The sequence below is a fragment of the Streptomyces sp. LZ34 genome, from assembly GCF_053890475.1.
This window is the reverse complement of record NZ_CM132680.1, coordinates 8,697,964-8,720,656: the sequence shown is the minus strand read 5'-3', so window position 1 is coordinate 8,720,656 and position 22,693 is coordinate 8,697,964. Positions and strand designations below refer to the sequence as shown.

Annotated in this window: 17 protein-coding genes and 3 tRNA genes; 6 read left to right on the top strand and 14 right to left on the bottom strand. The window is 72.3% G+C overall.

Annotated features, from left to right (window positions below; all coding sequences use genetic code 11):
* Positions 1-6 precede the first annotated feature (6 nt).
* Positions 7-1,671, top strand: a complete 1,665-nt coding sequence (locus ACWY4P_RS36910; RefSeq protein ID WP_456204886.1) for a DUF3105 domain-containing protein — start codon at positions 7-9, stop codon at positions 1,669-1,671.
* A gap of 151 nt (positions 1,672-1,822) precedes the next feature.
* Here ACWY4P_RS36910 and ACWY4P_RS36905 read toward each other — a convergent pair whose 3' ends face one another.
* The 4 genes from ACWY4P_RS36905 to ACWY4P_RS36890 all read right to left on the bottom strand — a co-directional run bounded on the left by ACWY4P_RS36905 (position 1,823) and on the right by ACWY4P_RS36890 (position 3,293).
* Positions 1,823-2,449: a hypothetical protein gene (locus ACWY4P_RS36905; protein ID WP_456204885.1), complete on the bottom strand. Its 627-nt coding sequence runs from the start codon at positions 2,447-2,449 to the stop codon at positions 1,823-1,825.
* Positions 2,450-2,864: 415 nt separating this feature from the next.
* A tRNA-Ile gene (locus ACWY4P_RS36900) sits at positions 2,865-2,938 on the bottom strand.
* 204 nt (positions 2,939-3,142) lie between these two features.
* Positions 3,143-3,215, bottom strand: a tRNA-Asn gene (locus ACWY4P_RS36895).
* Between the two features lie 5 nt (positions 3,216-3,220).
* Positions 3,221-3,293, bottom strand: a tRNA-Asn gene (locus ACWY4P_RS36890).
* Between the two features lie 210 nt (positions 3,294-3,503).
* On the opposite strand from ACWY4P_RS36890, the gene ACWY4P_RS36885 reads away from it, so the two are divergent.
* Positions 3,504-3,773, top strand: a complete 270-nt coding sequence (locus ACWY4P_RS36885) for a YtxH domain-containing protein (protein WP_456204884.1) — start codon at positions 3,504-3,506, stop codon at positions 3,771-3,773.
* 27 nt (positions 3,774-3,800) lie between these two features.
* Entirely contained in the window at positions 3,801-5,282 is a 1,482-nt protein-coding gene (locus tag ACWY4P_RS36880; protein ID WP_456204883.1) for an FGGY family carbohydrate kinase, read from the top strand.
* 94 nt (positions 5,283-5,376) lie between these two features.
* On the opposite strand, the gene ACWY4P_RS36875 is transcribed toward ACWY4P_RS36880, so the two are convergent.
* The 5 genes from ACWY4P_RS36875 to ACWY4P_RS36855 all read right to left on the bottom strand — a co-directional run bounded on the left by ACWY4P_RS36875 (position 5,377) and on the right by ACWY4P_RS36855 (position 12,855).
* A complete protein-coding gene (locus tag ACWY4P_RS36875) occupies positions 5,377-6,789 on the bottom strand; it encodes an RNA polymerase sigma factor (protein WP_456213185.1) in 1,413 nt (470 codons plus the stop codon).
* Positions 6,790-6,986: 197 nt separating this feature from the next.
* Positions 6,987-8,987 (bottom strand): DNA primase, encoded by a 2,001-nt coding sequence (dnaG, locus tag ACWY4P_RS36870; RefSeq protein ID WP_456204882.1) that lies wholly within the window; start codon positions 8,985-8,987, stop codon positions 6,987-6,989.
* Positions 8,988-9,048: 61 nt separating this feature from the next.
* Positions 9,049-10,329, bottom strand: a complete 1,281-nt coding sequence (locus ACWY4P_RS36865) for an NAD(P)/FAD-dependent oxidoreductase (RefSeq protein WP_456204881.1) — start codon at positions 10,327-10,329, stop codon at positions 9,049-9,051.
* 217 nt (positions 10,330-10,546) lie between these two features.
* Complete coding sequence (locus ACWY4P_RS36860; protein WP_456204880.1) at positions 10,547-12,034, bottom strand: deoxyguanosinetriphosphate triphosphohydrolase; 1,488 nt, start codon at positions 12,032-12,034, stop codon at positions 10,547-10,549.
* Positions 12,031-12,855 carry a sirohydrochlorin chelatase gene (locus tag ACWY4P_RS36855; protein WP_456204879.1) on the bottom strand — a complete coding sequence of 275 codons (825 nt, stop codon included), beginning with the start codon at positions 12,853-12,855 and terminating at the stop codon, positions 12,031-12,033. The genes ACWY4P_RS36860 and ACWY4P_RS36855 overlap by 4 nt, the downstream gene beginning before the upstream one ends.
* A gap of 351 nt (positions 12,856-13,206) precedes the next feature.
* Here ACWY4P_RS36855 and ACWY4P_RS36850 point away from each other — a divergent pair, with 351 nt between their 5' ends.
* A complete protein-coding gene (locus ACWY4P_RS36850; protein ID WP_456204878.1) occupies positions 13,207-15,390 on the top strand; it encodes a molybdopterin oxidoreductase family protein in 2,184 nt (727 codons plus the stop codon).
* 54 nt (positions 15,391-15,444) lie between these two features.
* Here the strand turns inward: ACWY4P_RS36850 and ACWY4P_RS36845 are convergent, their stop codons facing one another.
* Entirely contained in the window at positions 15,445-16,431 is a 987-nt protein-coding gene (locus tag ACWY4P_RS36845; protein WP_456204877.1) for an adenosine deaminase, read from the bottom strand.
* Between the two features lie 214 nt (positions 16,432-16,645).
* On the opposite strand from ACWY4P_RS36845, the gene ACWY4P_RS36840 reads away from it, so the two are divergent.
* Complete coding sequence (locus tag ACWY4P_RS36840) at positions 16,646-17,359, top strand: SanA/YdcF family protein (protein WP_456204876.1); 714 nt, start codon at positions 16,646-16,648, stop codon at positions 17,357-17,359.
* Between the two features lie 59 nt (positions 17,360-17,418).
* On the opposite strand, the gene cutA is transcribed toward ACWY4P_RS36840, so the two are convergent.
* Positions 17,419-17,742: a divalent-cation tolerance protein CutA gene (gene cutA, locus ACWY4P_RS36835; RefSeq protein WP_456204875.1), complete on the bottom strand. Its 324-nt coding sequence runs from the start codon at positions 17,740-17,742 to the stop codon at positions 17,419-17,421.
* 125 nt (positions 17,743-17,867) lie between these two features.
* On the opposite strand from cutA, the gene ACWY4P_RS36830 reads away from it, so the two are divergent.
* Positions 17,868-18,266 (top strand): cupin, encoded by a 399-nt coding sequence (locus ACWY4P_RS36830; protein WP_456204874.1) that lies wholly within the window; start codon positions 17,868-17,870, stop codon positions 18,264-18,266.
* A gap of 49 nt (positions 18,267-18,315) precedes the next feature.
* On the opposite strand, the gene ACWY4P_RS36825 is transcribed toward ACWY4P_RS36830, so the two are convergent.
* Genes ACWY4P_RS36825 through ACWY4P_RS36815 form a run of 3 tightly spaced genes read right to left on the bottom strand, consistent with a single transcriptional unit; the run spans position 18,316 to position 22,681 of the window.
* Complete coding sequence (locus ACWY4P_RS36825; protein WP_456204873.1) at positions 18,316-20,868, bottom strand: CBM35 domain-containing protein; 2,553 nt, start codon at positions 20,866-20,868, stop codon at positions 18,316-18,318.
* 26 nt (positions 20,869-20,894) lie between these two features.
* Positions 20,895-21,743: a carbohydrate ABC transporter permease gene (locus ACWY4P_RS36820; protein ID WP_456204872.1), complete on the bottom strand. Its 849-nt coding sequence runs from the start codon at positions 21,741-21,743 to the stop codon at positions 20,895-20,897.
* On the bottom strand, positions 21,740-22,681 hold the full coding sequence (locus ACWY4P_RS36815; RefSeq protein WP_456204871.1) for a carbohydrate ABC transporter permease: 942 nt from the start codon (positions 22,679-22,681) through the stop codon (positions 21,740-21,742). The genes ACWY4P_RS36820 and ACWY4P_RS36815 overlap by 4 nt, the downstream gene beginning before the upstream one ends.
* Positions 22,682-22,693 lie beyond the last annotated feature (12 nt).

Genomic DNA, 22,693 nt, shown 5'->3' with positions numbered 1-22,693 from the left:
GCGGTTGTGGGGACAGATTCCCAGGACGTACAACGGCTGGTGGCCGGCCGGTATCGCCTGGCAGGCGAGCTGGGCCGGGGCGGCATGGGAGTGGTCTGGAGGGCGACCGACGAGCTGATCGGACGGGTTGCGGCAGTCAAGGAGTTGCGTACTCCGCCAGGGCTGTCGGCCGAGGAGCGGTCGATGTTCGGTGAACGGGCCTTGCGCGAGGCCCATACGGCAGGTCGGCTCAACCATCCCGGTGTTGCGGCGATCTACGATCTCGTGCCGGCGACGCCCGAGGACGACGCTGTCTACATCGTCATGGAGCTGGTGGAGGCGCCCTCGCTGGCGGAGCTCCTGGAGTGGTACAGGACCCTGCCCCAGGAGCGAGTGGTCCGTATAGCCGGACAGTTGCTGGCCGCTCTGGACGCCGCGCACTCGATAGGACTCGTGCACCGGGACATCAAGCCCAGCAATGTCATGGTGCTGCCCGGCGACCACGTCAAGCTCGTCGACTTCGGCATCGCCCACGCCATGGACAACACCCGCCTGACCGGCCACGGTGTCGCCGGCTCGACCGGCTATACGGCCCCGGAACTGTTCCAGGGCGCTGATCCTTCTCCCGCGGCGGATCTATGGTCACTGGGCGCCACCTTGTTCCACGCCGTCGAGGGCCACGATCCATTCGCCCGCCAGACCCCGGCCGCCACCCTCCATGCGATCCTCCATGACGACCTGCCGCCGCTGAACTGCCAGCCTCCGCTCTCGACACTGATCACCGGACTCCTCACCCGCGCCACCGCCGACCGGATGACCAGCGAGGAAGCCGGCGCCCTGCTCCCGTCCACCGCCACCGCACCGCCCGCGGCAGAACCACCCCGCCCGGGCCAGGCGACAAGTGGGAGCCACCCCACCACCGCCGGCGCGACGACCACACCGCCGCACATGCCGTCAGCTCCGCCGGCACACCCCGCCCAGGCCACCTGGCAGGGCCACCCCACCGCCACCGGACAGCACACCTATGCCCACGCGCCCGGCCCCATGCCGTACGCCCCACCGGCCCACCCCCAGACCCTCACACCCGGCGCGGAGAGGAAAGGGGCCATGTGGATCGCCCTCGCGGTGGTGGTGGTGATTCTCCTGGGAGGTGGAGCCTTCTTCCTCCTCAGAGACGACTCCAATGACGACTCCAACAACGACGCAAAGCCTGAACCGCAGGCGGAAACAGCTACGTCCACGTCCCAGGCGGCTTCGGGCGCCGACGAAAAGTCATGGTCCAATCTGAGCCGGAACCACGTCACCACCCCGGTCAGCTACCCCATGACGCCTCCCGCCGGTGGCGACCACGACCCCGCCTGGCAGAACTGCGACGGTGACGTCTACAGCAGCCAGATCCGCAACGAGAACGCCGTGCACGCCCTGGAGCACGGCGCCGTCTGGGTCACGTACAACGACAAGGCCGCCCGCGGGGACGTCACGGCGCTGGAGGCCAAGGTGGCGAAGACGCCGTACACCCTGATGAGCCCCTATAAGAACCAGTCGTCACCGATCACGCTGACGGCCTGGGGACACCAGCTCAACGTCCAGAACGCGTCCGACGCTCGGGTCGACGCGTTCCTCGAAAAGTACGTCCAGGGCGTACAAACCCCCGAGCCGGGGGCTTCCTGCACCGGAGGCGTGTCCTCCTGACCACTGCCGGAACACCCCGGCCGTCACGGCCGTGACCTCCCCCGCGAGACCTTTCCCATACCGCTCCAGGATCTCCGCCAGCGACGGCGCCTCCACCAGCTCCATGACGATGTAAACAGCATCGTCATACGGATGATCCGCCGGACAGTCCTCAGAAGCCACCGAAGCCGAAGCCGCCCGTGCCACCGGTCGCGGTGCCGCCGGAGGGGTTGCCCCGGCCTTGTGAAGGGCCCGGGGAGAACAGACGGCGCTGCCACTGTTCCAGCGTGAGGCCCTGCTCGCGGAAGAGCTCCCGGAGCCGCTCCTCCTCGGCGTCGATCGCCCGGCGGATCTCGTCGCGGACGGGCGCGTACGCCTCGCTCGCCTCTCGAACCACCTCGGCGTACCGCCGCCGCACTTCCCGCCATGCCTCGTCAGCGCGGCGCCGTTCGCCGGGTATCCACCACCGGGCGTGCGCCGCCCGCTCGCGGCCGGCCTCCATCTCGGCACTGACGCGGTCCACAGCCGCGGCATACGCGAGGGCGGCCTCCCGCCAGCGCCGGAACTCCTCCGACGTGCACCGGACACGCTCGCCCCGAGACCCTCCCATCGCCTGTGGTCTCCGCAGCAGGAACAAGGACGGGAGCCGGGCGCTGTACTGACTGTCCTGGAGGAGGGCCCAGGGCAAGACCTCGTCGGCAACCACCCGACCATCGACGGGCTCTGTCGCCCCCTGAGCCTCCAGCATCACCACCAGCGCCCGGTAGCTCACCAATGAGGGCACCTCTGGGCGTCTCATCGCACCTCCCCCTGCGATCCCCTTCTCATCAGGGTGCACACCGCACCGTCCCAGGGCAATGGCCGTGACCCACCCGACGGGCCCCTGGCACTCCGGCCGGACTTCTGGATTTCCCCTGGTCAGCACTCTGAGCGTGGGAGGTTCAGCGGGTGCGCGGCGGTCATGGCACGGTCTTGGACGGGCTAGCGACCGGGAGGCGTTCACACGCCCAGTGCGATCTCGCCTGCCCAGGAGTGCCGAGATCCAGGACTTACGCGACATGGCAACCGTACTCGGCATTTCGGGCACGCTCCGGGCCCCTGTAGGGGCCCCTGGATCTTGATCAGGCGATTTTCAAGGCGCCACACGGCACTCGCGACGGAGCCCACCGATACATCCTTGCAGGTCAGAACCGTTGCTCCGACCTGCCGAGCGGTGGGGCGGGTGGGACTCGAACCCACGGCCGACGGATTATGAGTCCGCTGCTCTAACCGGCTGAGCTACCGCCCCGTAACGGCGCGTCGTACACATCCGTGCGCGCCGTCTGCCGCAGCATAGCCGCTCATACGATCTGTTGCTTCGGAGGGCCGGGGATGGGCACCCCCATGCCCGCGTACAGGGGCGCGCGACGGCCCGGGCGCCGGAGGGGCCGGGGTGAGAGAGGTAAAGGGCCGCCGGAAATGAAAAAGGACCCCGTGGGGTCCTCTCCCGCTGCTCCCCCGACTGGACTCGAACCAGTAACCCTCCGGTTAACAGCCGAATGCTCTGCCAATTGAGCTACAGGGGACCGAGCTCCCCCGACTGGACTCGAACCAGTAACCTGCCGGTTAACAGCCGGCTGCTCTGCCAATTGAGCTACAGGGGATTGCTCCGTGTGCACCGACCGCGACCCCGTCCGGGGCTTCCGGACGGCGTGCGCTCGCTGCGACACATACATTAGCGCAAGCAGGGGGGTGCTCCGCCAATCGGTAACCTCGTGGGTGTCCACGGCGGCCACGGGTGATCTGTGGCCGGGACGGGTAGGCGCAGCACGACCCAAGGGTCCGAAGCGAAGGACAACCAGAAGGGCAGGTCGATGCGCTACCGGCTGACGTTCATGACGGGGCTGGCTGTCGGATACGTACTCGGCACGCGGGCCGGCCGCGAGCGGTACGAGCAGCTGCGTAAGTGCGCGCAGCAGTTCGTGCGGAATCCGGCGGTCCGGAACACCGCCGAGACAGCCGCGCTGGGCGGGCGGCAGGCGGCGGTCAAGGCCTTCGAGAAGACCAAGCCGCTGCGCGAGCGGATCGGGCAGCGGGAGAGGCCCGCCGGCGGGGAGGACGACTGGGGGACGAGCAACACCTAGCCCGCCGCGGTGGCATGATCTGGGTCCATGGGGATAGTCGCCGGGTTGGACAGTTCGTCCGAGAGCACACGGATCGTCGTCTGCGATGCGGATACGGGAGCCGTGCTCAGGCAGGGTTATGCCCCGCACCCCGCGGCCGACGCCGCGGCCTCCCCGGGGGCCGCCCCCGCGTCGCCGTACGACGTGGACCCCCAATCCTGGCTGCTGTCGCTCGGCGAGGCCGCCGAGGGCAAGCTGCTGGAGGGGGTGCAGGCCATCGGCGTGTCGGCGCAGGGCCACGGGCTGCTCGCGCTGGACGCGGGCGGGGTTCTCGTCAGGCCCGCCCTGGTGGGCAACGACAAGCGCGCCCAGTCCGCGGCCGCCGACCTCACCGAGTCGCTCGGCGGCCGCGCCGCGTGGGCGCAGGCGGTCGGCGCCGTGCCGGCTGCGACGCAGGCCGTGGCGAAGCTGCGGTGGCTGGCCCGCACCGAGCCGGACGCGGCGCGGCGGGTGGCCGAGCTGATGCAGCCGCACGACTGGCTGGTGTGGCAGCTGCTGGGGCGGCCCGCGCGGCGCACCACCGACCGCGGCACGGCCTCCGGCACCGGCTACTGGTCCGCCGCGACCGGCTCCTGGCGCCCCGACCTCATCGAGCTGGCGCTCGGCCACCAGGTGCGGCTGCCCGAGGTCATCGGCCCTGCCGAGGCCGCTGGCCGCACCCCCGAGGGGCTCCTGATCTCCGCCGGGACCGGCGAGACCATGGCGGCCGCCTTCGGCCTCGGCGTCGGCATCGGCGACGCGGTGATCTCGCTGGGCGCCTCGGGTTCGGTCTTCTCCGTCCACCACGAGGCGCTCGTCGACCCCTCCGGCACCATCACCTCGTACGCGGACGCCACCGGCATGCACCTGCCCGTCGTCCACACGCTCAACGCCGTACGGGCGCTGCGCGGCACCGCGGAGCTGCTGAGCGTCGACCTGGAGGGGCTCTCCTCGCTCGCGCTGAAGTCCACACCCGGCTCGTACGGGCTGGTCCTGCTGCCCTACCTGGAGGGCGAGCGCACCCCGCATCTGCCGCACACCGCCGGGACGCTGACGGGGCTGCGCCGCGAGAGCATGAAGCCCGAGCACCTGGCCCGCGCTGCCTTCGAGGGCATGCTGTGCGGGCTCGCGGACGCGCTGGACGTGCTGCGCGGGCGCGGGGTCGCGGTGCGGCGGGTGTTCCTGCTGGGGCCCGCGGCGGACCTTCCCGCGGTGCGCGCCATCGCCCCCGCGCTGCTGGGCGCCCAGGTCGTGGTGGTCCAGCCCGCGGACTACGCCGCGCTGGGCGCCGCCCGGCAGGCCGCCTGGGCCCTGGGCGCCGCGCACGGCACCCTCTCGCCGCACCAGCCTCCGCTGTGGCCGGCGGCCGCGAGCCAGGTCTTCGAGCCGGGCGAGGAGCTGGCGGTGGGGCAGGCGGTGCGGCAGCAGTACGTCGCGGTCCGCGAGCAGACCCACCCGGGGGCGTTCGAGTCGGGCCTGGCCATGGGGTAGCCATGGGGTGTGGTGGCGGGGCAGGGCGCGCCGGCAGTCACCCGTCAGTCCCGGTCAGCTCCAGTCAGCTCCAGTCAGTGGCCGTCAGTCGCCGTCAGTCCAGGTAGCCGCGGAGCTGGTCCGCGAACGCGTGGTCCCGGAGCTTGTTGAGCGTCTTCGACTCGATCTGCCGGATCCGCTCCCGCGTGACCCCGAAGATCCGCCCGATCTCCTCCAGCGTCCGGGGCCGCCCGTCGGCCAGCCCGTACCGCAGCTGCACCACCTTCCGCTCCCGCTCCCCGAGCGTGGAGAGCACGGCCTCCAGATGCTCCCGCAGCAGCAGGAACGCCGCGGACTCGACCGGCGAGGCGGCATCCCCGTCCTCGATCAGGTCGCCGAGCGCGACATCGTCCTCCTCCCCGACGGGCGCGTGCAGCGACACCGGCTCCTGGGCGAGGCGCAGCACCTCGCTCACCCGCTCCGCGGGGAGGTCGAGGTGGTGGGCGACCTCCTCGGACGTGGGCTCATAGCCGCGCTCCTGCAGCATCCGGCGCTGCACCCGCACCACCCGGTTGATCAGCTCGACGACATGCACCGGGACCCGGATCGTGCGGGCCTGGTCCGCGAGGGCACGGGACATGGCCTGGCGGATCCACCAGGTCGCGTACGTGGAGAACTTGTACCCGCGGGCGTAGTCGAACTTCTCCACCGCGCGGATCAGCCCGAGGTTGCCCTCCTGCACCAGGTCGAGCATGGTCAGGCCTCTGCCGACATAGCGCTTGGCGACGGAGACGACGAGGCGGAGGTTGGCCTCGATGAGGCGGCGCTTGGCCATGCGGCCCAGGACGACCAGCCGGTCGAGGTCGAGGGCGAGCTGGCTGTCGAGGTCGGGGGTGGTGCCGAGCTTCTCCTCGGCGAACAGACCGGCCTCGACCCGGCGTGCGAGCTCCACTTCCTCGACCGCGGACAGCAGCGGGATGCGGCCGATCTCGCGCAGGTACTGGCGGAAGAGGTCGGAGGAGGGGCCGCTGGAGGTGTCGGCGCGTACGGGCGGCTCGGCGGCCTCGGCAGCTTCGGGGGGTTCAGCGGCCTCGGGGGGTTCCGCGGTCTCGGGGGGTTCCGCGGTCTCGGGGGGTTCCGCGGTCTCGGGGGGTTCCGCGGTCTCGGGGGGTTCCGCGGTCTCGGGGGGTTCAGCGGCCTCGGGGGGTTCAGCGGCCTCGGGGGGTTCCGTGGTCTCGGGGGGTTCCGCCGCTTCCGGCGCCTCCGCCTCTGGTGGGGCGGTCACGGCCGCCAGGGCTGCTACCGCCTCCAGCGCGGCCGGTGCCGAGGCCGCGGGCGGTTCGGAGTCGGCGTGGGGGTGGGCGTGGGGGTGCGCGTGGGGGGACACGGACTGTGGCGGCGTCGCTATGGGGGCCGCGTCGGTCAGGGTCTGGGTCTGCACGGGGGCGACCTCCAGGGTGATCGCTGCTGAGGCGGCAGAACGATCGGGTACGGCTGCGGCGGCCACGCCACCATCCGTCCCGTACATCATGAGCGGATCTGCGGGGGAATCCGGCCCTTCCTGGCCAACACCGCCGCGCTCCGAGGACTCAGGCACCGCAACCCAGTGTGGAGTACGACACAGGCCCGCCACGAGGGGCGTGCGAGCACTTTTTGCGCTGCGGGCCGTGACCAGGCGGTTACAGCGCAGGCCCACAGCCCCCTGCAGGGCCCCCTACCCGGCCCCTACAGGGCCGCCGCGCCCTTCTCGCGGAGGGACTGCCCGTACTGCTGGAGGACCCAGAGCTCGTTCTGCACGGCGGCGAGGTGGGCGGGGTCGGCGTCGGCGCCGAGGCGCTGGAGGGCGCCCCGGACCTCGCCGATCCGATGGTTCACCGCGGCCAGCCGGACGGCCACCAACTGGACGCCCGCGTACGCCTCGTCGGGGTCGCGGCGGGTGTGCAGGGGCTCGACCGCGAGCTCGGTGACCATCGCGCGGACCGCGTCGTCGGGGGCGGCCTCGCGGACCCGCGTCAGATAGTCGCCGTCGGCGGCGCCCGCCCCGCCCGCGTCCTCGACGACGCGGCGCACGGCCGCGTACGGCGGGGCGGTGAACTCGTCGACCCCGTAGGCGTCGAAGGCCGGGGAGACCAGCTCCGGGCGCTGGAGGGCGAGCTTCAGCAGCTCGCGCTCGACGCGGTGGGCGGGGCTGCGGAGGTTCAGCGCGGGGCCGCGCGGGGACTGCGGCCCGCCGTCGGGGCCGCCCGGCCCCGACGCATGCCCGGCACCAGGGCCGGCACCGGGGCCGCCATAGCCCCCACCCGGGCCGCCGGAGCCACCGGGGCCGCCTGGTCCGCCCGGGCCGCCGCCGCGGCGGGCGCCGCCCTGCTGTGGGCCGCCGCCGCGCTGGCCGCGCTCGCGGGCCCACTGGGCGAGCTGCGAGACCCGGCGGACGACGAACTGGGTGTCGAGGATGCCGAGCAGCCCCGCGAGGTGCACCGCGGACTCGTGCTGGATCGACCTGTTCTTGATCCCGGCGACGACGGGCGCGGCCTCCTCCAGCGCGGCGGCCCGCCCCACCGCCGTATCCAGGTTGTGCCGGGCGATGATCTGCCGGATCGCGAACTCGAAGAGCTGCGTACGGCTCTCCACCAGCACCTTGACCGCGTCGTCGCCCTCGGCGAGGCGCAGCTCGCACGGGTCCATCCCGCCAGGCGTGACCGCGATATAGGTCTCGGCGGCGAACTTCTGGTCGTCCTCGAAGGCCCGCAGCGCCGCCTTCTGGCCGGCCGCGTCGCCGTCGAAGGTGAAGACCACCTCGGCGCTGGAATTGTCCATCAAAAGCCGCCGGAGGATCTTGATGTGGTCGCCGCCGAAGGCCGTGCCGCAGGTGGCGATGGCGGTGGTCACCCCGGCGAGGTGGCAGGCCATGACGTCCGTGTAGCCCTCGACGACGACGGCCCGGCTGGTCTTGGCGATCTCCTTCTTGGCGAGGTCGATGCCGTACAGCACATGGGACTTCTTGTAGAGCGGCGTCTCGGGCGTGTTCAGATACTTCGGGCCGTTGTCGTCGTCGCGCAGCTTGCGCGCGCCGAAGCCGACGACCTCGCCGGTGATGTCGCGGATGGGCCACATCAGACGGCCGCGGAAGCGGTCGATGGGGTTGCGGCGGCTCTCCTGGGCGAGGCCGGAGAGGATCAGCTCCTTGTCGGTGAAGCCGCGGCCGCGCAGGAAGCGGACGAGGTGGTCCCAGCCTGCCGGGCTGTAGCCGACGCCGAAGTGCTGGGCGGCGGCCTGGTCGAAGCCGCGCTCGGCGAGGAATCTGCGGCCGATCTCCGCCTCGGGGCTGTCCAGCTGCTCCACGTAGAACTGGGCGGCCGCCTTGTGGGCCTCCACCAGGCGGGTGCGCTCGCCCTGCTGCCGGCCGGGGGTCGCGCTGCCCTGCTCGTAGCGCAAGGTGATGCCGGCCTGGGAGGCGAGCCGCTCGATGGTCTCGGCGAAGGAGAGGTGGTCGATCTTCATGATGAAGTCGACCGTGTCGCCGCCCTCCTGGCAGCCAAAACAGTAGAAAAGCCCCTTGCTGGGGCTGACCTGGAAGGACGGGGACTTCTCGTCATGGAAGGGGCACAGCCCCTTGAGATTTCCGCCGCCGGCGTTGCGCAGCTGGAGGTACTCGGACACAACGGCGTCGATCGGGACCGCGTCCCGCACCGCCTTCACGTCGTCATCGTTGATCCTGCCTGCCACGCGTGAATTCTACGGCCGGGCTCCGACACCGCCGGAGCCCGGCCGGGCGCGCGCGATCCGCCTACGGCAGCAGCGACGCCAGCGGGACGGACGGGTTCGCCAGATCGTTGGGGTCGAGGCGGACGCCGCTGCGGATGAGGCGCTGGATGGGCTCGACGACGTCCCACACGTTCACATTCATCCCCGCCAGCAGGCGGCCCTCGCTCAGCCAGAAGGCGATGAACTGCCGCTTGCCGACATCGCCGCGGCACACCACCTGGTCGTACGAGCCGGGCGGCGCGTAGCCGGAGTACTCCAGGCCGACGTCGTACTGGTCGGAGAAGAAGTAGGGCACGCGGTCGTACGTCACGTCCTGCCCGAGCATGGCGCGGGCCGCGGCCGGCCCGCCGTTGAGCGCGTTGGCCCAGTGCTCGACGCGCACCCGGCCCCCCGGCGGCTCGACGCCGCCCGGGAAGGAGAGGGGGGCCGCGGCCACATCGCCCGCCGCGAAGATGTCCGGGTCGCTGGTGCGCAGCGAGGCGTCGACCGCGATGCCGCCGCCCGCCGCGCGGTCCGCCACCTCCAGGCCGGAGGCCTCGGCGAGGGCGGTACGCGGGGCGGCGCCGATGGCGGCCAGGACGTCGTGGGCGGGGTGCTCCTCCCCGTCGTCGGTGCAGGCCGCCAGCACCACGCCGTCCTGCCCGGTGATCCCGGTGAGCCGGGCTCCGAAGTGGAAGCGGACGCCGTGCTCCTGGTGCAGGTCGGCGAAGAGGGTGCCGAGCTCGGGGCCGACCACGCGGTGCAGCGGGGTGGGCTCGGGCTCGACGATCGTCACCTCGGCGCCGTACCCGCGCGCGGCGGCCGCGACCTCCAGGCCGATCCAGCCCGCCCCCGCGATGACCAGCTGGCCGTTGTCCCGGCCGAGGGCGGCCAGGACGGACCGCAGCCGCTCGGCGTGGGCGAGGCGGCGCAGGTGGTGGACGCCGACGAGGTCGGTGCCGGGGATGTCGAGGCGGCGCGGCTCAGCGCCGGTGGCCAGCAGCAGCCGGTCGTAGTGGACGCGGGTGCGGTCGCCGAGGACGACGGCCTTGGCCGCGCGGTCGAGCTGCACGGCGGTCTGGCCGAGGTGCAGCTCGATATCGGCCTGGGCGTACCAGGCGGGCTCATGGACGAAGACGCTGTCGCGTTCCTGGCTGCCGGTGAGAAAGCCCTTGGACAGGGGCGGTCGCTCATAGGGGTGGTCGCGCTCGTCACAGATCAGGATCACCCGGCCGGTGAATCCCTCGGCCCGGAGGGTTTCCGCGGCTTTTGCCCCGGCCAGACCCCCTCCGACGATGACGAACGTCTGGTGTGCGTCGACCACTTGTCTCCTCCTCGCTGCCGCGCGATGCCCGCGCGCGGCTACGCCGTGTCAAGGCCGGTCGTGTGAGCCCCGGTCATGTGAGCCGATGTTCGAGCCTCCCGCACCGCGCGTGCGGCGGGAAGAGGCAGTACGCCGTACGGGCCAGCGGGCCGCGTCGGAGTTGGTTGGCGGACCGGGCCCGCGGGCCGCGCCGCTCATGGCCGGCAGGCCGCCCCGCTCATGCCTGCCGTGCCGTGCGGGGCGCGGTCAGGCGGGCGTGCAGGGAGCGGGCGGAGGCGTCCGTGAGGGCGGCGATCTGGTCGACGATGGCGCGCAGCCGCCCGGCGTCGTCCCCGGCCGCGTCCGCCTCGTCGAACAGCGCGCGGAACTGCGGGTCCAGGCCGACCGGGGCGCGGGCGATCAGCGCCTCGCCGAGCTCGGCGATGATGACCCGCTGGTCCGCGCGGACCGCCTCCTGGTCGGCGCGCTGCATCACATAACGGTCGGCGACCGCCTTCAGCACCGCGCACTCCAGCCGCGCCCCGCGCGGCACCACCAACTCGGCGCCGTAGCGGGTGAACCGGCCGGTGCCGTAGGCGGCGCGGGTGGCCCCCTCCGCGGCGAGGCAGAAGCGGCCGATGAGCTGGCTGGTGGCGTCCTTGAGCCGGGCCTGGGCGGCGGAGGACCCGTCGTAGCCGTGCGGCCACCACTCCTGGTCGAGCAGCCGGTCCAGCGCCTCGGCCAGCTCGTCCGACTCGGCGCCCGGGGCGTAGCGGTCCGCGGCGACCGCGAACACCTCTCGCCGCTCGGGATCGGCGAGCAGCAGGCCGGGGTCGAGATGGCCGGCGTGCAGGCCGTCCTCGACGTCGTGGACCGAGTACGCCACGTCGTCGGACCAGTCCATGACCTGGGCCTCGAAGCAGGTGCGGTGCTCGGGCGCGCCCTGCCGGAACCAGGCGAAGACCGGGATGTCGTCCTCGTACACCCCGAACTTGCGGGACCCGGGATCGCTGGGGTGGCCGCCCCGCGGCCAGGGGTACTTGGTGGCCGCGTCGAGCGCGGCGCGGGTGAGGTTGAGCCCCACGCTCACCGGCGCGCCGGTCTCCGGGTCGGCGACGAACCGCTTGGGCTCCAGCCGGGCGAGCAGCCGCAGCGACTGGGCGTTCCCCTCGAAGCCGCCGCACGCCTCGGCGACCTCGTTGAGCGCCTGCTCGCCGTTGTGCCCGAAGGGCGGGTGGCCGAGGTCGTGGGCGAGGCAGGCCATCTCCACCAGGTCCGGGTCGCAGCCGAGGGCGGCGCCGAGCTCCCGGCCCACTTGCGCGCACTCCAGGGAGTGGGTCAGCCGGGTGCGCGGGGTGGCGTCCCAGGCCGGGACGCCGGCACCGGGGCCCGGGTCGGCGGCGGGGGCCGGGGGGACGACCTGCGTCTTGCCGGCCAGCCTGCGCAGCGCGGCCGAGTGCAGCACCCGCGCCCGGTCCCGCTGGAAGGCGGTCCGGCCCGGACGCTTGTCGGGCTCGACCGCCCACCGCTCGAGGTCCGCCGCCTCGTAGCCGGGGCTCGCCGAGGCCGCGGACTCGGTCGGCTGGGAAGTCGGCTCAGGGGCTGGCGCGGGGGTTGGCCCGGCGGTTGGCTCGGAGGTTGGCTGAGGAGGTGGCTCGGGGGTCGGCTGGGCTTGTTCGGCGGACTCAGCTGATGGATCGGGTGCCGTGGGTCCAGTGCGGCTCATACACCGACGGTAACCGCCGGGTATGACATGGGTGCAGAGGCGAGCGCCTGTTCATAGCGGTGGAGCACCAGCCGGGCGACGGCGGGATGGTCCCCGAGCGGGCCGGAGGCGATTCCCGGCGCGGCGGTCGCGCACTGGGTCGCGAAGCGGCCGGGCGCGGCGAAGTACGAGGCCACCGCGATCCGTCGGCCACGTCCCATGTCGGTCAGGGCGCGTACCGCCTCGGCCACGGTGGGCGCGGCGGCGGAGGCGTAGCCGGGCAGTACGGGCACGCCGCCGAGCCGGGCGCTGAGCAGGGCGGCGGTACGGGCCGTGTCGGCGGCCGAGTCCCGGTCGCGCGAGCCCGCCGCCGCCAGGACGACGCCCGCCCCGGACAGCCCGCCGGACGGCCACCCGGCCTCGGTGAGGCGCGTGTGCAGGGCCTCGGCGAGCAGTGGGTGCGGGCCGAGCGGGGCGGCGACACGGACGGACAGGTGGGGTGCGGCGGCGACGGCGTCCGGCAGGTCCCGTTTGATGTGATAGCCGCGGCCGAGAAGGAGCGGCACGAGGACGGCCTCGCCGTGCAGCGCGGCGAGCGTGTCGGCGAGCAGCGGATCGTTCAGCTCGACGTGGCCGAGCCGTACGGGCAGGTCGGGGCGGAGCGCGCGGACGCGGTCCACGAGCGAGGCGACCGTGCGCAGCGCCTCGGGGTCACGGCTGCCGTGCGCCACGGCGACGAGCGTGGGCGGTCGGCGCGGGGCGGTGGGCCGGGGCCGGCGCCGCGTGCCGCCGAGGTTCAGATGGCCGAGTTGCGAGCTGAGCTGTGCGGTGATCCGGGTCATGAGCTGGGCCGTACTGTCGAGGGAGCCGGAAGGGGCTGGGGAGCCGGAAGGGGCTGGGAGGCCGGGAGCGGCCGGGGAGGCTACGGGACCGGGGGCGGCCGAGGACGCAATGGGACCGAGGGCGGCTGAAGGGTTGGCCGGACCGGGGGCGGCTGAAGGGCTGGCGGGACCGGGATGGGGCGACGCCGTCATGACAAGAGCCTCGCAGCGGGACATTGCGCCCCCGTTGCGTGGCCGTCACAGGTGATTGCCATGAGTTCACCGATCACCGCGGGCCGCGCTGAGGTCCGGTTGCCCGGTGCGTAACGCGAGCGGACGCAGGCCGTAACACGGCCGTAGCACGCTGGCCTCATGCCGCACGCGACCGCCATGCCGACCGACGCCGTCGCCACCGACGCCGTCGACACCCACTGCCCGTACTGCTCGCTGCAGTGCGGCATGGCGCTGCGCCCCGCGCCGGGGACGGAGGGGAATGTGGAGGTCGTGGAGCGGCCGGCCTTCCCCGTGAACCGCGGCGCGCTGTGCGGCAAGGGCCGCACGGCGCCCGCCGTGCTCTCCTCCCGGGTGCGCCTGACCGAGCCGCTGGTCCGCCGCCCTGACACCGGCCGGCTCGAACCGGCCACCTGGGAGGAGGCCCTGGACCGGGTCGCGGAGGGGCTGGCGGGCGCGGCGGAGGCGCACGGGCGGGACGCGGTGGGGGTCTTCGGCGGGGGCGGGCTGACGAACGAGAAGGCGTACGCGCTGGGGAAGTTCGCGCGGGTCGCGCTCGGCACCTCGCAGATCGACTACAACGGCCGTTTCTGCATGTCCTCGGCGGCCGCCGCGCACAACAAGGCCTTCGGCCTGGACCGCGGGCTGCCGTTCCCGCTGGCGGACGTGGCCCGTACTGGGTGTGTGATCCTCGTCGGCTCGAATCTGGCCGAGACCATGCCGCCCGCGCTGCGCTATCTGACCGAGCTGAAGGAGTCGGGCGGCAAGCTGATCGTGATCGACCCGCGCCGGACGCGGACGGCCGAGCAGGCGGATCTGCACCTGGCGCCGCGCCCCGGGACGGACCTGGCGCTCGCGCTGGGGCTGCTGCACCTGGTGGTCGCGGAGGGGCGGGTGGACGAGGAGTTCATCGCACGGCGCACGAGCGGCTGGCCCGAGGCGCGGGCCGCCGCGATGGCGCACTGGCCGGAGATGGTCGAACGGATCACGGGCGTGCCGGTCCCCGAACTCCGCGAAGCGATGCGGATGTTCTGCGATGCGGAAAGCTCCATGGTGCTCACGGCGCGCGGGCCCGAGCAGCAGTCGAAGGGCACGGACACGGTCGGCGCCTGGATCAACCTGTGCCTGGCCACCGGCCGCGCGGGCCGCCCGCTGTCCGGCTACGGCTGCCTCACCGGCCAGGGCAACGGCCAGGGCGGCCGCGAACACGGCCAGAAGGCCGACCAGCTGCCCGGCTACCGCAAGCTCGACGACCCGGCGGCCCGCGCCCATGTGGCGGGCGTGTGGGGCGTCGACCCCGACGCGCTGCCCGGGCCGGGGCGCAGCGCGTACGAGCTGCTGGACGCGCTCGGCGGCGACGTACGGGCCCTGCTGCTCATGGGCTCCAACCCGGTGGTCTCCGCTCCCCGCGCGGCCCATATAGAGGCGCGGTTGCGGTCGTTGGACTTCATGGCGGTCGCGGACGTGGTCCTCTCGGAGACCGCCGCCCTCGCGGACGTCGTCCTTCCGGTGACCCAGTGGGCGGAGGAGACGGGCACGACGACCAACCTGGAAGGCCGGGTCATCCTGCGCCGCGCCGCCATCACCCCGCCGCCCGGCGTCCGCTCGGACCTGGAGGTGCTGAACGGGCTGGCCGCCCGGCTGGGCTGGGAGAAGGGCTTCCCGACGGACCCGGAGGAGGTCTTCGACGAGCTGCGCCGCGCGTCGGCGGGCGGGGCGGCGGACTACTCGGGCATCACCTACCACCGGATCGCGGAGGAGGACGGGGTCTTCTGGCCCTGCCCGGAGGGGCGGGAGGGCGCCGGGGCGCAGGCGGGCGGTACGGGCGAGGCTCAGGCCGCCTTGGCCGGCCCCAGCCCCCACCCCGGTACACCGCGCCTCTTCCTCGACCGCTTCGCGACCGACGACGGCCGGGCCCGCTTCGTACCGGTGACCCACCGCCCCGCGGCGGAGGAGCCCGACGCGGAGTACCCGCTGTTCCTCACCACCGGCCGGGTGCTCTCCCAGTACCAGTCGGGCGCGCAGACGCGCCGCGTCGAGGAGCTGAACCGGGCCGCCCCCGGCCCCTTCGTCCAGCTGCACCCCCTGCTCGCCGAGCGCCTGGGTGCCGCCGAGGGCGACCCCCTCGCGGTGGTCTCCCGCCGCGGGCGGGCCGTCGCCCCGGCCCGCATCAGCCGGGACATCCGGCCGGACACGGTGTTCATGCCCTTCCACTGGGCGGGCGAGGGACGGGCCAACACGCTCACGAATCCGGCGCTGGATCCGGTCTCCCGGATGCCGGAATTCAAGGTGTGCGCGGTACGGGTGGAACGGGCCGCGGGATAGTCCCCACCCCGGCCGCACAGCCCACAGGGAGCGGCTCCGAACCCCGGCCGCGCCTCACACCTCGTACGCGTCGACTTCCTTCAGGTAAGCCGAGCGCACCGCCTCGTCCAGGAAGGACGCGCGGAAGGAGTTCCGCGCGAGCACCCGCAGCGTGGCGTCGTCCAGCCGCAGCGCGTCCCGCACCGCGTCGAAGTTGTCCCCCGCGTAGCCGCCGAAGTACGCCGGGTCGTCGGAGTTCACCGTCACCAGCAGCCCCGCGTCCAGCATCGCCCGCAGCGGGTGGTCCTCGAGCCGGTCGACGACCCGCAGCCGGACGTTGGACAGCGGGCACACGGTCAGCGGGACCTGGTCCGCCACCAGCCTGGCCACCAGAGCCTCGTCCTCCAGAGAGCGCACACCGTGGTCGACGCGGTCGACGCCGAGGACGTCCAGCGCCTCCCACACATACGCGGGCGGCCCCTCCTCCCCCGCGTGCGCCACACACTTGAGCCCCGCCTCCCGCGCCCGCGCGTACACCTCGCGGAACTTCGACGGCGGATTGCCGACCTCCGCCGAGTCGAGGCCGACGGCCGCGAGGCGGTCCAGGTAAGGGCGGGCCGACTCGAAGGTCTCGAGGGCGGACTCGGCGCTCTCGTCGCGCAGGAAGCACATGATCAGGCGGGTGGTGATGCCGTACGTCTGCTCCGCCGCGTCCAGCGCGCGCGACAGGCCGTCGATGACCGTGCCGATGGGGACGCCGCGCGCGGTGTGGGCCTGCGGGTCGAAGAAGATCTCGGCGTGCCGGACGCCCTGCGCGCGGGCGCGGGCCAGGTAGGCGTTGGTGAGGTCGGCGAAGTCGTCCTCGGTGCGCAACACCGCCATCAGCGCGTAGTAGAGGTCCAGGAAGTCCTGGAGGTCGGTGAAGGAGTACGCGGCGCGCAGCTCGTCCTGGGTGGCGTACGGCAGCTCGACGCCGTTGCGCTCGGCGAGCGCGAAGGCCAGCTCGGGCTCGAGGGTGCCCTCGATGTGGAGGTGGAGCTCTGCTTTGGGGATCGGGGGCACGACGGGATCACCTGCTGTTTTCGCTGACGGGGAGGGGACAGGGAGGGGAACCAGCCTAATGCGGCGGCGTCTGTCGGCCGAACCGATCAAGCAACCGATCGGCCGTGATCGGCGTCAGTCCAGTCGGACAGCGGAGAAAGCGGTGGGTGGCGAAAGCGGTGGGTGGCGAAAGCGGTGGGTGGCGAAAGCGGTGGGTGGCGAAAGCGGTGGACAGATGGGTGCCGGAGAGCGGGTACGGAGAGCGGTGCGGGCCGGGCGGGCGCGGCTGCGCCTCCCCAGGACCCGCCGCGGGCAGCGCCGCGCCGTCCAGGTGGTGATGGCGCTCGGCGTGGTCGCGCTGCTGCCCGCGACCTGGCTGCGGCTGTCCACCGACGCCCGGGTCCGTACGGTCGCGGACGTCCCCAAGGCCCCGGTGGCGGTGGTCTTCGGCGCCGGGCTGTGGAACGGCGAGCCGTCCCCGTACCTGGCGCACCGCCTCGACGCGACCGCCGAGCTGTATGAGCGGGGCAAGGTCCGCGCGATCCTGGTGACCGGCGACAACAGCCGGCACGACTACGACGAGCCGGACGCGATGCGCTCCTATCTCGTCCGGCACGGCGTGCCGGACGAGCGCATCGTCAGCGACTACGCGGGCTTCGACACCTGGGACTCGTGCAGCCGCGCCGAGCGGATCTTCGGCGTGCACCGGGCGGTGCTGGTGAGCCAGGGCTTCCATATCCGCCGGGCGCTGGCGCTGTGCGAGGCGGCGGGCATCGACGCGTACGGGGTCGGCGTCGACGAGCCGCACGACGTGACGTGGTTCTTCGGCGGGGCGCGGGAGGCCATCGCGGCGAGCAAGGCCGCGCTGGACGCGACCTTCAAGCCGGACCCGCACTTCCTGGGGCCGCGCGAGCGGGGGATCCAGAAGGCGCTGGCGGACTCCCGCTGAGCCGTGCGCCCCTACGTTCAGCCTCGTACGTTCAGCCTCGTACGTTCAGCCGCACGCGCTCAGTCGATCGTCGTCTGCTCCACCACCCACGCCAGGTACTCCTCGCTGCCCTGCGTGATCGGCGTCGCGATGATCTCCGGCGTCTCGTAGTCGTGCGCCTCGCGGAGGTGCGCCTCCAGCTCCCCGTACCGCGCCGCGGTGGTCTTGAACATCACCTGCCACTCGGCGGCCGTCTCGATCTCGCCCTGCCACCGGTACACCGACGTGACGGGCTGGCTGATCTGCGCGCAGGCCGCCAGCCGCGCGGTCACGGCCCCGCGGGCCAGCGCCTCGGCCTTCTCGGGGGTGTCGGTGGTGGTCAGTACGGTCAGGAAGTCGGCCACGGCGGAAGAACCTCTCTGTGCCTCATGCGCGTCCCGGCTGGCTGTGCGACTGGCGCGGAACACGTTAGCCGGTGACGATTGAGGTGACCCGGCGACGATCAGACACGGCCGATCGAGGGACACTCATGGACGACCTCACCGCACTCGCACGCCACCACCTGGACCGGGCCAAGACCGACCCCCACGGCCGAAGCTCACATCTGTTCCTGCACGACGGGCCGCTGCGGCAGAGCGTGATCGCCATGGTCGCCGGCTGCGAGCTCGACGAGCACAACGCGCCCCCGGCGGCCAGCCTCCAGGTGCTGCACGGACATGTCCGGCTGACCGCGGGCAAGACCGGCCATGTCCGGCTGGACCTCATCGCGGGGCAGGTGCAGCGCATCCCCCAGGAGCGCCACGGGCTGGTGGCGGTGGAGGACTCGGTGGTGCTGCTCACCGCCGTGACCGCCACGGTGGGCTGCCCCACCCCCACCGAGGAGGCCGCCGCGCACGATCACACCGCACACCCCCACATGGCGCGCTGACGCCCCGGCACGGCGGTGTGCCGTGCCGGGGCGCGGTGCGCACCTTCGTTCAGCCCGTCACCGGGGCGAGCTGGACGCGGTCGATGTTCGGGGCGTACGAGCCCGCGTTGGAGAACGTCAGCGTGTTCGCGCCCTTCGCCAGGTCGACCGGGATGCCGAGGCCCCAGTAGTCGTTCCAGGTCCAGGTGTTCTTGAACGCGACGCGCTGAGCCGCGCCGCCCCCGACCGCGATATCGGCGGTCCGGGAGATGACGTTGGTGTTGTACTCGTGCCCGTCCGCGCGCTGGTTGTTGGCGTAGTCGACGATCAGCATGTAGCGGCCCGCCGAGGGGGCCTGGACGGTCAGCTTGAGGTTGTTGGCCGCGCCGTCGCCGAGCGAGCCGACGTAGGCGCCGCCCGAGGCGTAGTCGCTGGAGGTCTTGGCGGCGGCCCCGCCCAGGGTGCCGCTCTCCGCCTCGTACGAGGCCAGCCCCTTGGTGTCGCCCGCGCCCGTCACGTCGAGGGAGGCGAGCCGGACGGCGGACCCGGTGGCGGAGGCGGCGGTGACGCGGTTGTTGCCCGCGGTGAGGAAGAGCCGCTCGGCCCGCTCCGGGGCGGTGGTCGTGGTGGTGCCGTGCAGCGACAGCTTGACGGGGGCGCCGGAGCCGCGCGGGGTCACGGTGTAGTAGCCGTCGCGCGGCGCGTACACATCGAAGACCGCGGCGTCCGGGCCGTCGAGCACCAGGGACCCGGTGCCGACGCCGGCCGCCGAGGAGTAGTCGTAGCGCGGGCTGCCGGAGGGGTCGGCCAGGGTGGCCTCGTAGGAGGCGGCCGGGGTGGTGGCGGCGGTCAGGTCGATCTTGTCGAGGGTGGCCTCACCCTTGTCGTGGGCCAGGGTGAGGGTGTGGCTGCCCGCGCCCAGCCGGACGGTGATGTGCTGGATGCCGCGGTAGGTCCAGTTGAGTGTGGAGGGGTAGGTGACCGGCTGCGCGGACTGGCCGTCCACGGTCAGGGTCTGGGTGGAGGGGGCGCCGGTCTGGTTGCCGTAGAAGATCGCCAGGTCGTAGGCGCCGGTCTTGGGGACATCGACGTTGAAGGCGACCTTGCTGGAGGACTTGTTGAGGGAGCCGACGTCCTTGGTGCCGGAGGCGGCGTAGCCGTTGGCGTTGGAGACGGTGCCCTGGGTGTAGACCTGGCCGTCGGTGATGGTCGCCTTCGCGGGGTCCTCGGCCTCGTAGGACGCGCTCCACGGCACGGCGGCCGCCCGCGGGGTGCCGGTGCCGGCCGGGGTGAGCGTGATCCGGTACGCGGACATCGCCTTCATGCCGGTCAGCGGCACCGTCACCGAGCCGTCCGCGCCGACCTTGACCTCGCTCCGGGACAGCACGCGCGGCGGCGCGGCCGCGCCCTCGTAGCCGGACCATTCGGCCTCGGAGACGGTCGCCACGACCCGCGAGCCGAACAGGTCGCGGTCGATGTGCTCGACCGCCACGTCCGCGTCGCCCGCCGAGCCGCCCACGAGGATCTGCGCCTGCTTGCGGGACGGGTCGTACGAGGCCAGGCCCTGAAGGGTGTCGATGGCGTCGGCGGTGGGCGGGGTGACCTTGACGGTCCGGCCGGTCATCCCGGCGTACCAGCGGAAGAACCACCAGCCGCCGTTGGGGATGTTCGACCGTACGACATTGCCGCTGAGATTGCCGGCGGCGTCCCAGTAGGCCTGGTTGGCGTACACCTTGTTGCGCTCGAACATCGACACCCACTGGACCAGCTGACCCGGGACGGACAGGTCGCGGCGGTTGGCGTACTCGTCGATGCTGATCGGGCGCGGCGAGATCCCGACGCGCTTCTCCAGCGCGCGGTAGGCGTCGTAGTGGGGCTGGAAGTCCTTCAGCGAACCCGACGACAGCTCATGCCAGGTCATCACGTCCGGCAGCACCTTGTTGGCCTTCGCCCAGGTCAGGAACTCCGGAAGGAAGCGGGTGTCGTAGTACGCCTCGTTGGGGCCGGCGATCCGGGCGTCGGGGTCGATGGAGCGGATGCGCTGGTAGACCGTCTTCCACTCGGCGAAGAAGCGGTCCCGGCCCTTCTGGTAGGTGGCGGTGTCGGAGGAGTTGAGCTTGTACCAGATCCAGTCGGGCTCGTTGAACGGCACATAGACGAAGCGCTCGCTGTGCGGCGCGCCCGCCACATCCTTGGCGATCTTCTCGACCTTGGGGAGGTAGTCGTCGATCCCCATGTCCTGGTACGGCCATTGGGAATAGCTGTCCTGAAGCAGGATGTAGACATCGCCGCCGCCGTTGCGGAAGTACGACTTCGAAACCGTCAGCGCGTCGCCGTTGGGGTGCTGTGCCCCGCCCTCCGGCTTCTGCGAGATGGCGGTCAGCTTCAGCGGGGCGAGGACGGCGTCGCTGGGCACGCCGTCGTCGCTCAGCCCGTACAGCGCCCCGTTGGCGCCGTGCAGCACCTCGCCCTCGCTCGCGGCGAGGTCGACGGAGATGCGCTGGGCCGCCGCCTTGGACTGCCCGGCCTTATCGGTGTCGGCGTGCGCGGCGCCGGGCAACGTGGCGGCGATCAGCGCCGCCGCCCCGGCTATCACGGTGGTGAGGGCTCGTCGCTTTCTCATGGGAACTCTTCTCACAGGACCTCCAGTTACTTGACGGCTCCACTGGTGATTCCAGAAACGATCTTTCGCTGGGCCACCAGGAACACGGCGACCATGGGCAGGCTCATGACGACCACATAGGCGAAGACCAGATGCCAGTTGTTGAGGTAGAGCTGTGCGCTGGCGACCTTGTAGAGGCCCAGCGGCAGCGTCGCCTTGTCCCCTCCGCCCAGGACGAAGAAGGCGTAGAAGATGTCGCTCCAGGCGTAGAGCATCACCATGATCGTCGCGGTGGCAATCACGGGGCGCAGCAGCGGAAGGACGATCCGCGTGAAGACGCGCAGCGGCGAGGCGCCGTCCATCCGCGCCGCCTCCTCCAGCTCCGGCGGGATGGTGCGGATGAAGCCGGTCATGAAGAAGATCGACGTGGACAGGTACATCCCGGTGTAGACGGCGATCATGCCGGGGCGGGTGTTGGCCAGGCCCAGTTGCCGCAGCTCCATGACGATGGTGATCACGGCGGGTGGCAGCAGCAGCCCGCTGATGGTGAGGGCGTACGCGGCCGACACCAGCCGCCCCGGGCGCCGGGCGAAGACCCAGGCGGCGCCCGCGCCCAGCACCAGGACCAGCACCACCGAGGGCGCCACGACCAGCAGGCTGTTGACGAAGCCGCGTACCATCTCGCCCTCGCTGAGGGCCTGGTCGTAGTTGGCGCCGGGCTGCCAGTGGCCGGGCGGGGCGAGGTTGGGCTTGACGGCCTCGCCCTGGGACTTGGCCGAGGTGGCCAGGACCAGCCACAGCGGTACGCCGACGGCGAGCGCCGCGAGCAGCAGGACCAGGGCGGGGCGGGCGTACCGCCAGACGCGGGCGGTAGAAGAGACAGCCGGCGCACTCACAGCATCTGCTCCCTTCGGCGCAGTCCGATCACGAGCGGGATCGCGACCGCCACGACCACCAGGAAGAGCACCAGGCTCATCGCGGACGCCTGTGCGTACAGGCCCTGTCCGAAGACCCGGAACATGTAGATGTTGAAGACCTCGGTGGAGGCCGCCGGGCCGCCGCCGGTGGTCGCCTGCACGATGTCGAAGGTGTTCATCGAACCGATCAGCGCGGTGGTCACATTGAAGGTGACCGCGGGCGCGAGCATCGGGAAGCGGATCGACCAGAACGTCCGCCAGGCGCCGGCGCCGTCGACCTTGGCCGCCTCCAGCGTGTCGCCGGGGATGCCCTTGAGCCCGGCGAGGTAGATGAGCATGGCCAACCCCATCCACTTCCACCCGTGGATGGCGCTGACCAGCACCATCGTCCAGGTGGTGGAGCCCAGCCACGGGATGTCCGTGCCCAGGAGCTGGTTGACCGCGCCGTCCTGGTCGAGCAGGGCCTGGAAGACGTAGCCGACGGCGAGCGCCGAGATCAGGACGGGCAGGAAGAACACCGCGCGGAAGAAGCGGTTGAAGCGGGTGTCCTGCTCCAGCAGCAGGGCCAGCACCAGCCCGAAGACGTTCTGGAAGAGCGCCGCGAGCACCGCGTACACCAAGGTGGTGCGGATGGCGCGGAGCAGCGATCCGTCGTCGGCGATGGTGGTGAAGTTGTCGAGCCCGGCGAAGGAGATGTCGGTGTGGTACGCCGACCAGTTGGTGAACGGGTAGAAGAAGTTCAGCAGGTTCGGCAGCAGGAAGAAGCCCGCGAAGACCACCACGGCCGGCAGCGCGAACCACCAGGGGTGGTGCACGGCTGCTCTGGGCAGCCGCCCCACGCTCTTCCGCCGCCCGGCCCCTTTGCCTCCGCTGCCCCCGGCGGCCCGGGCGCGCGTTCGTACGGCGGTGTCTGCCATGGCTGGCCCTCC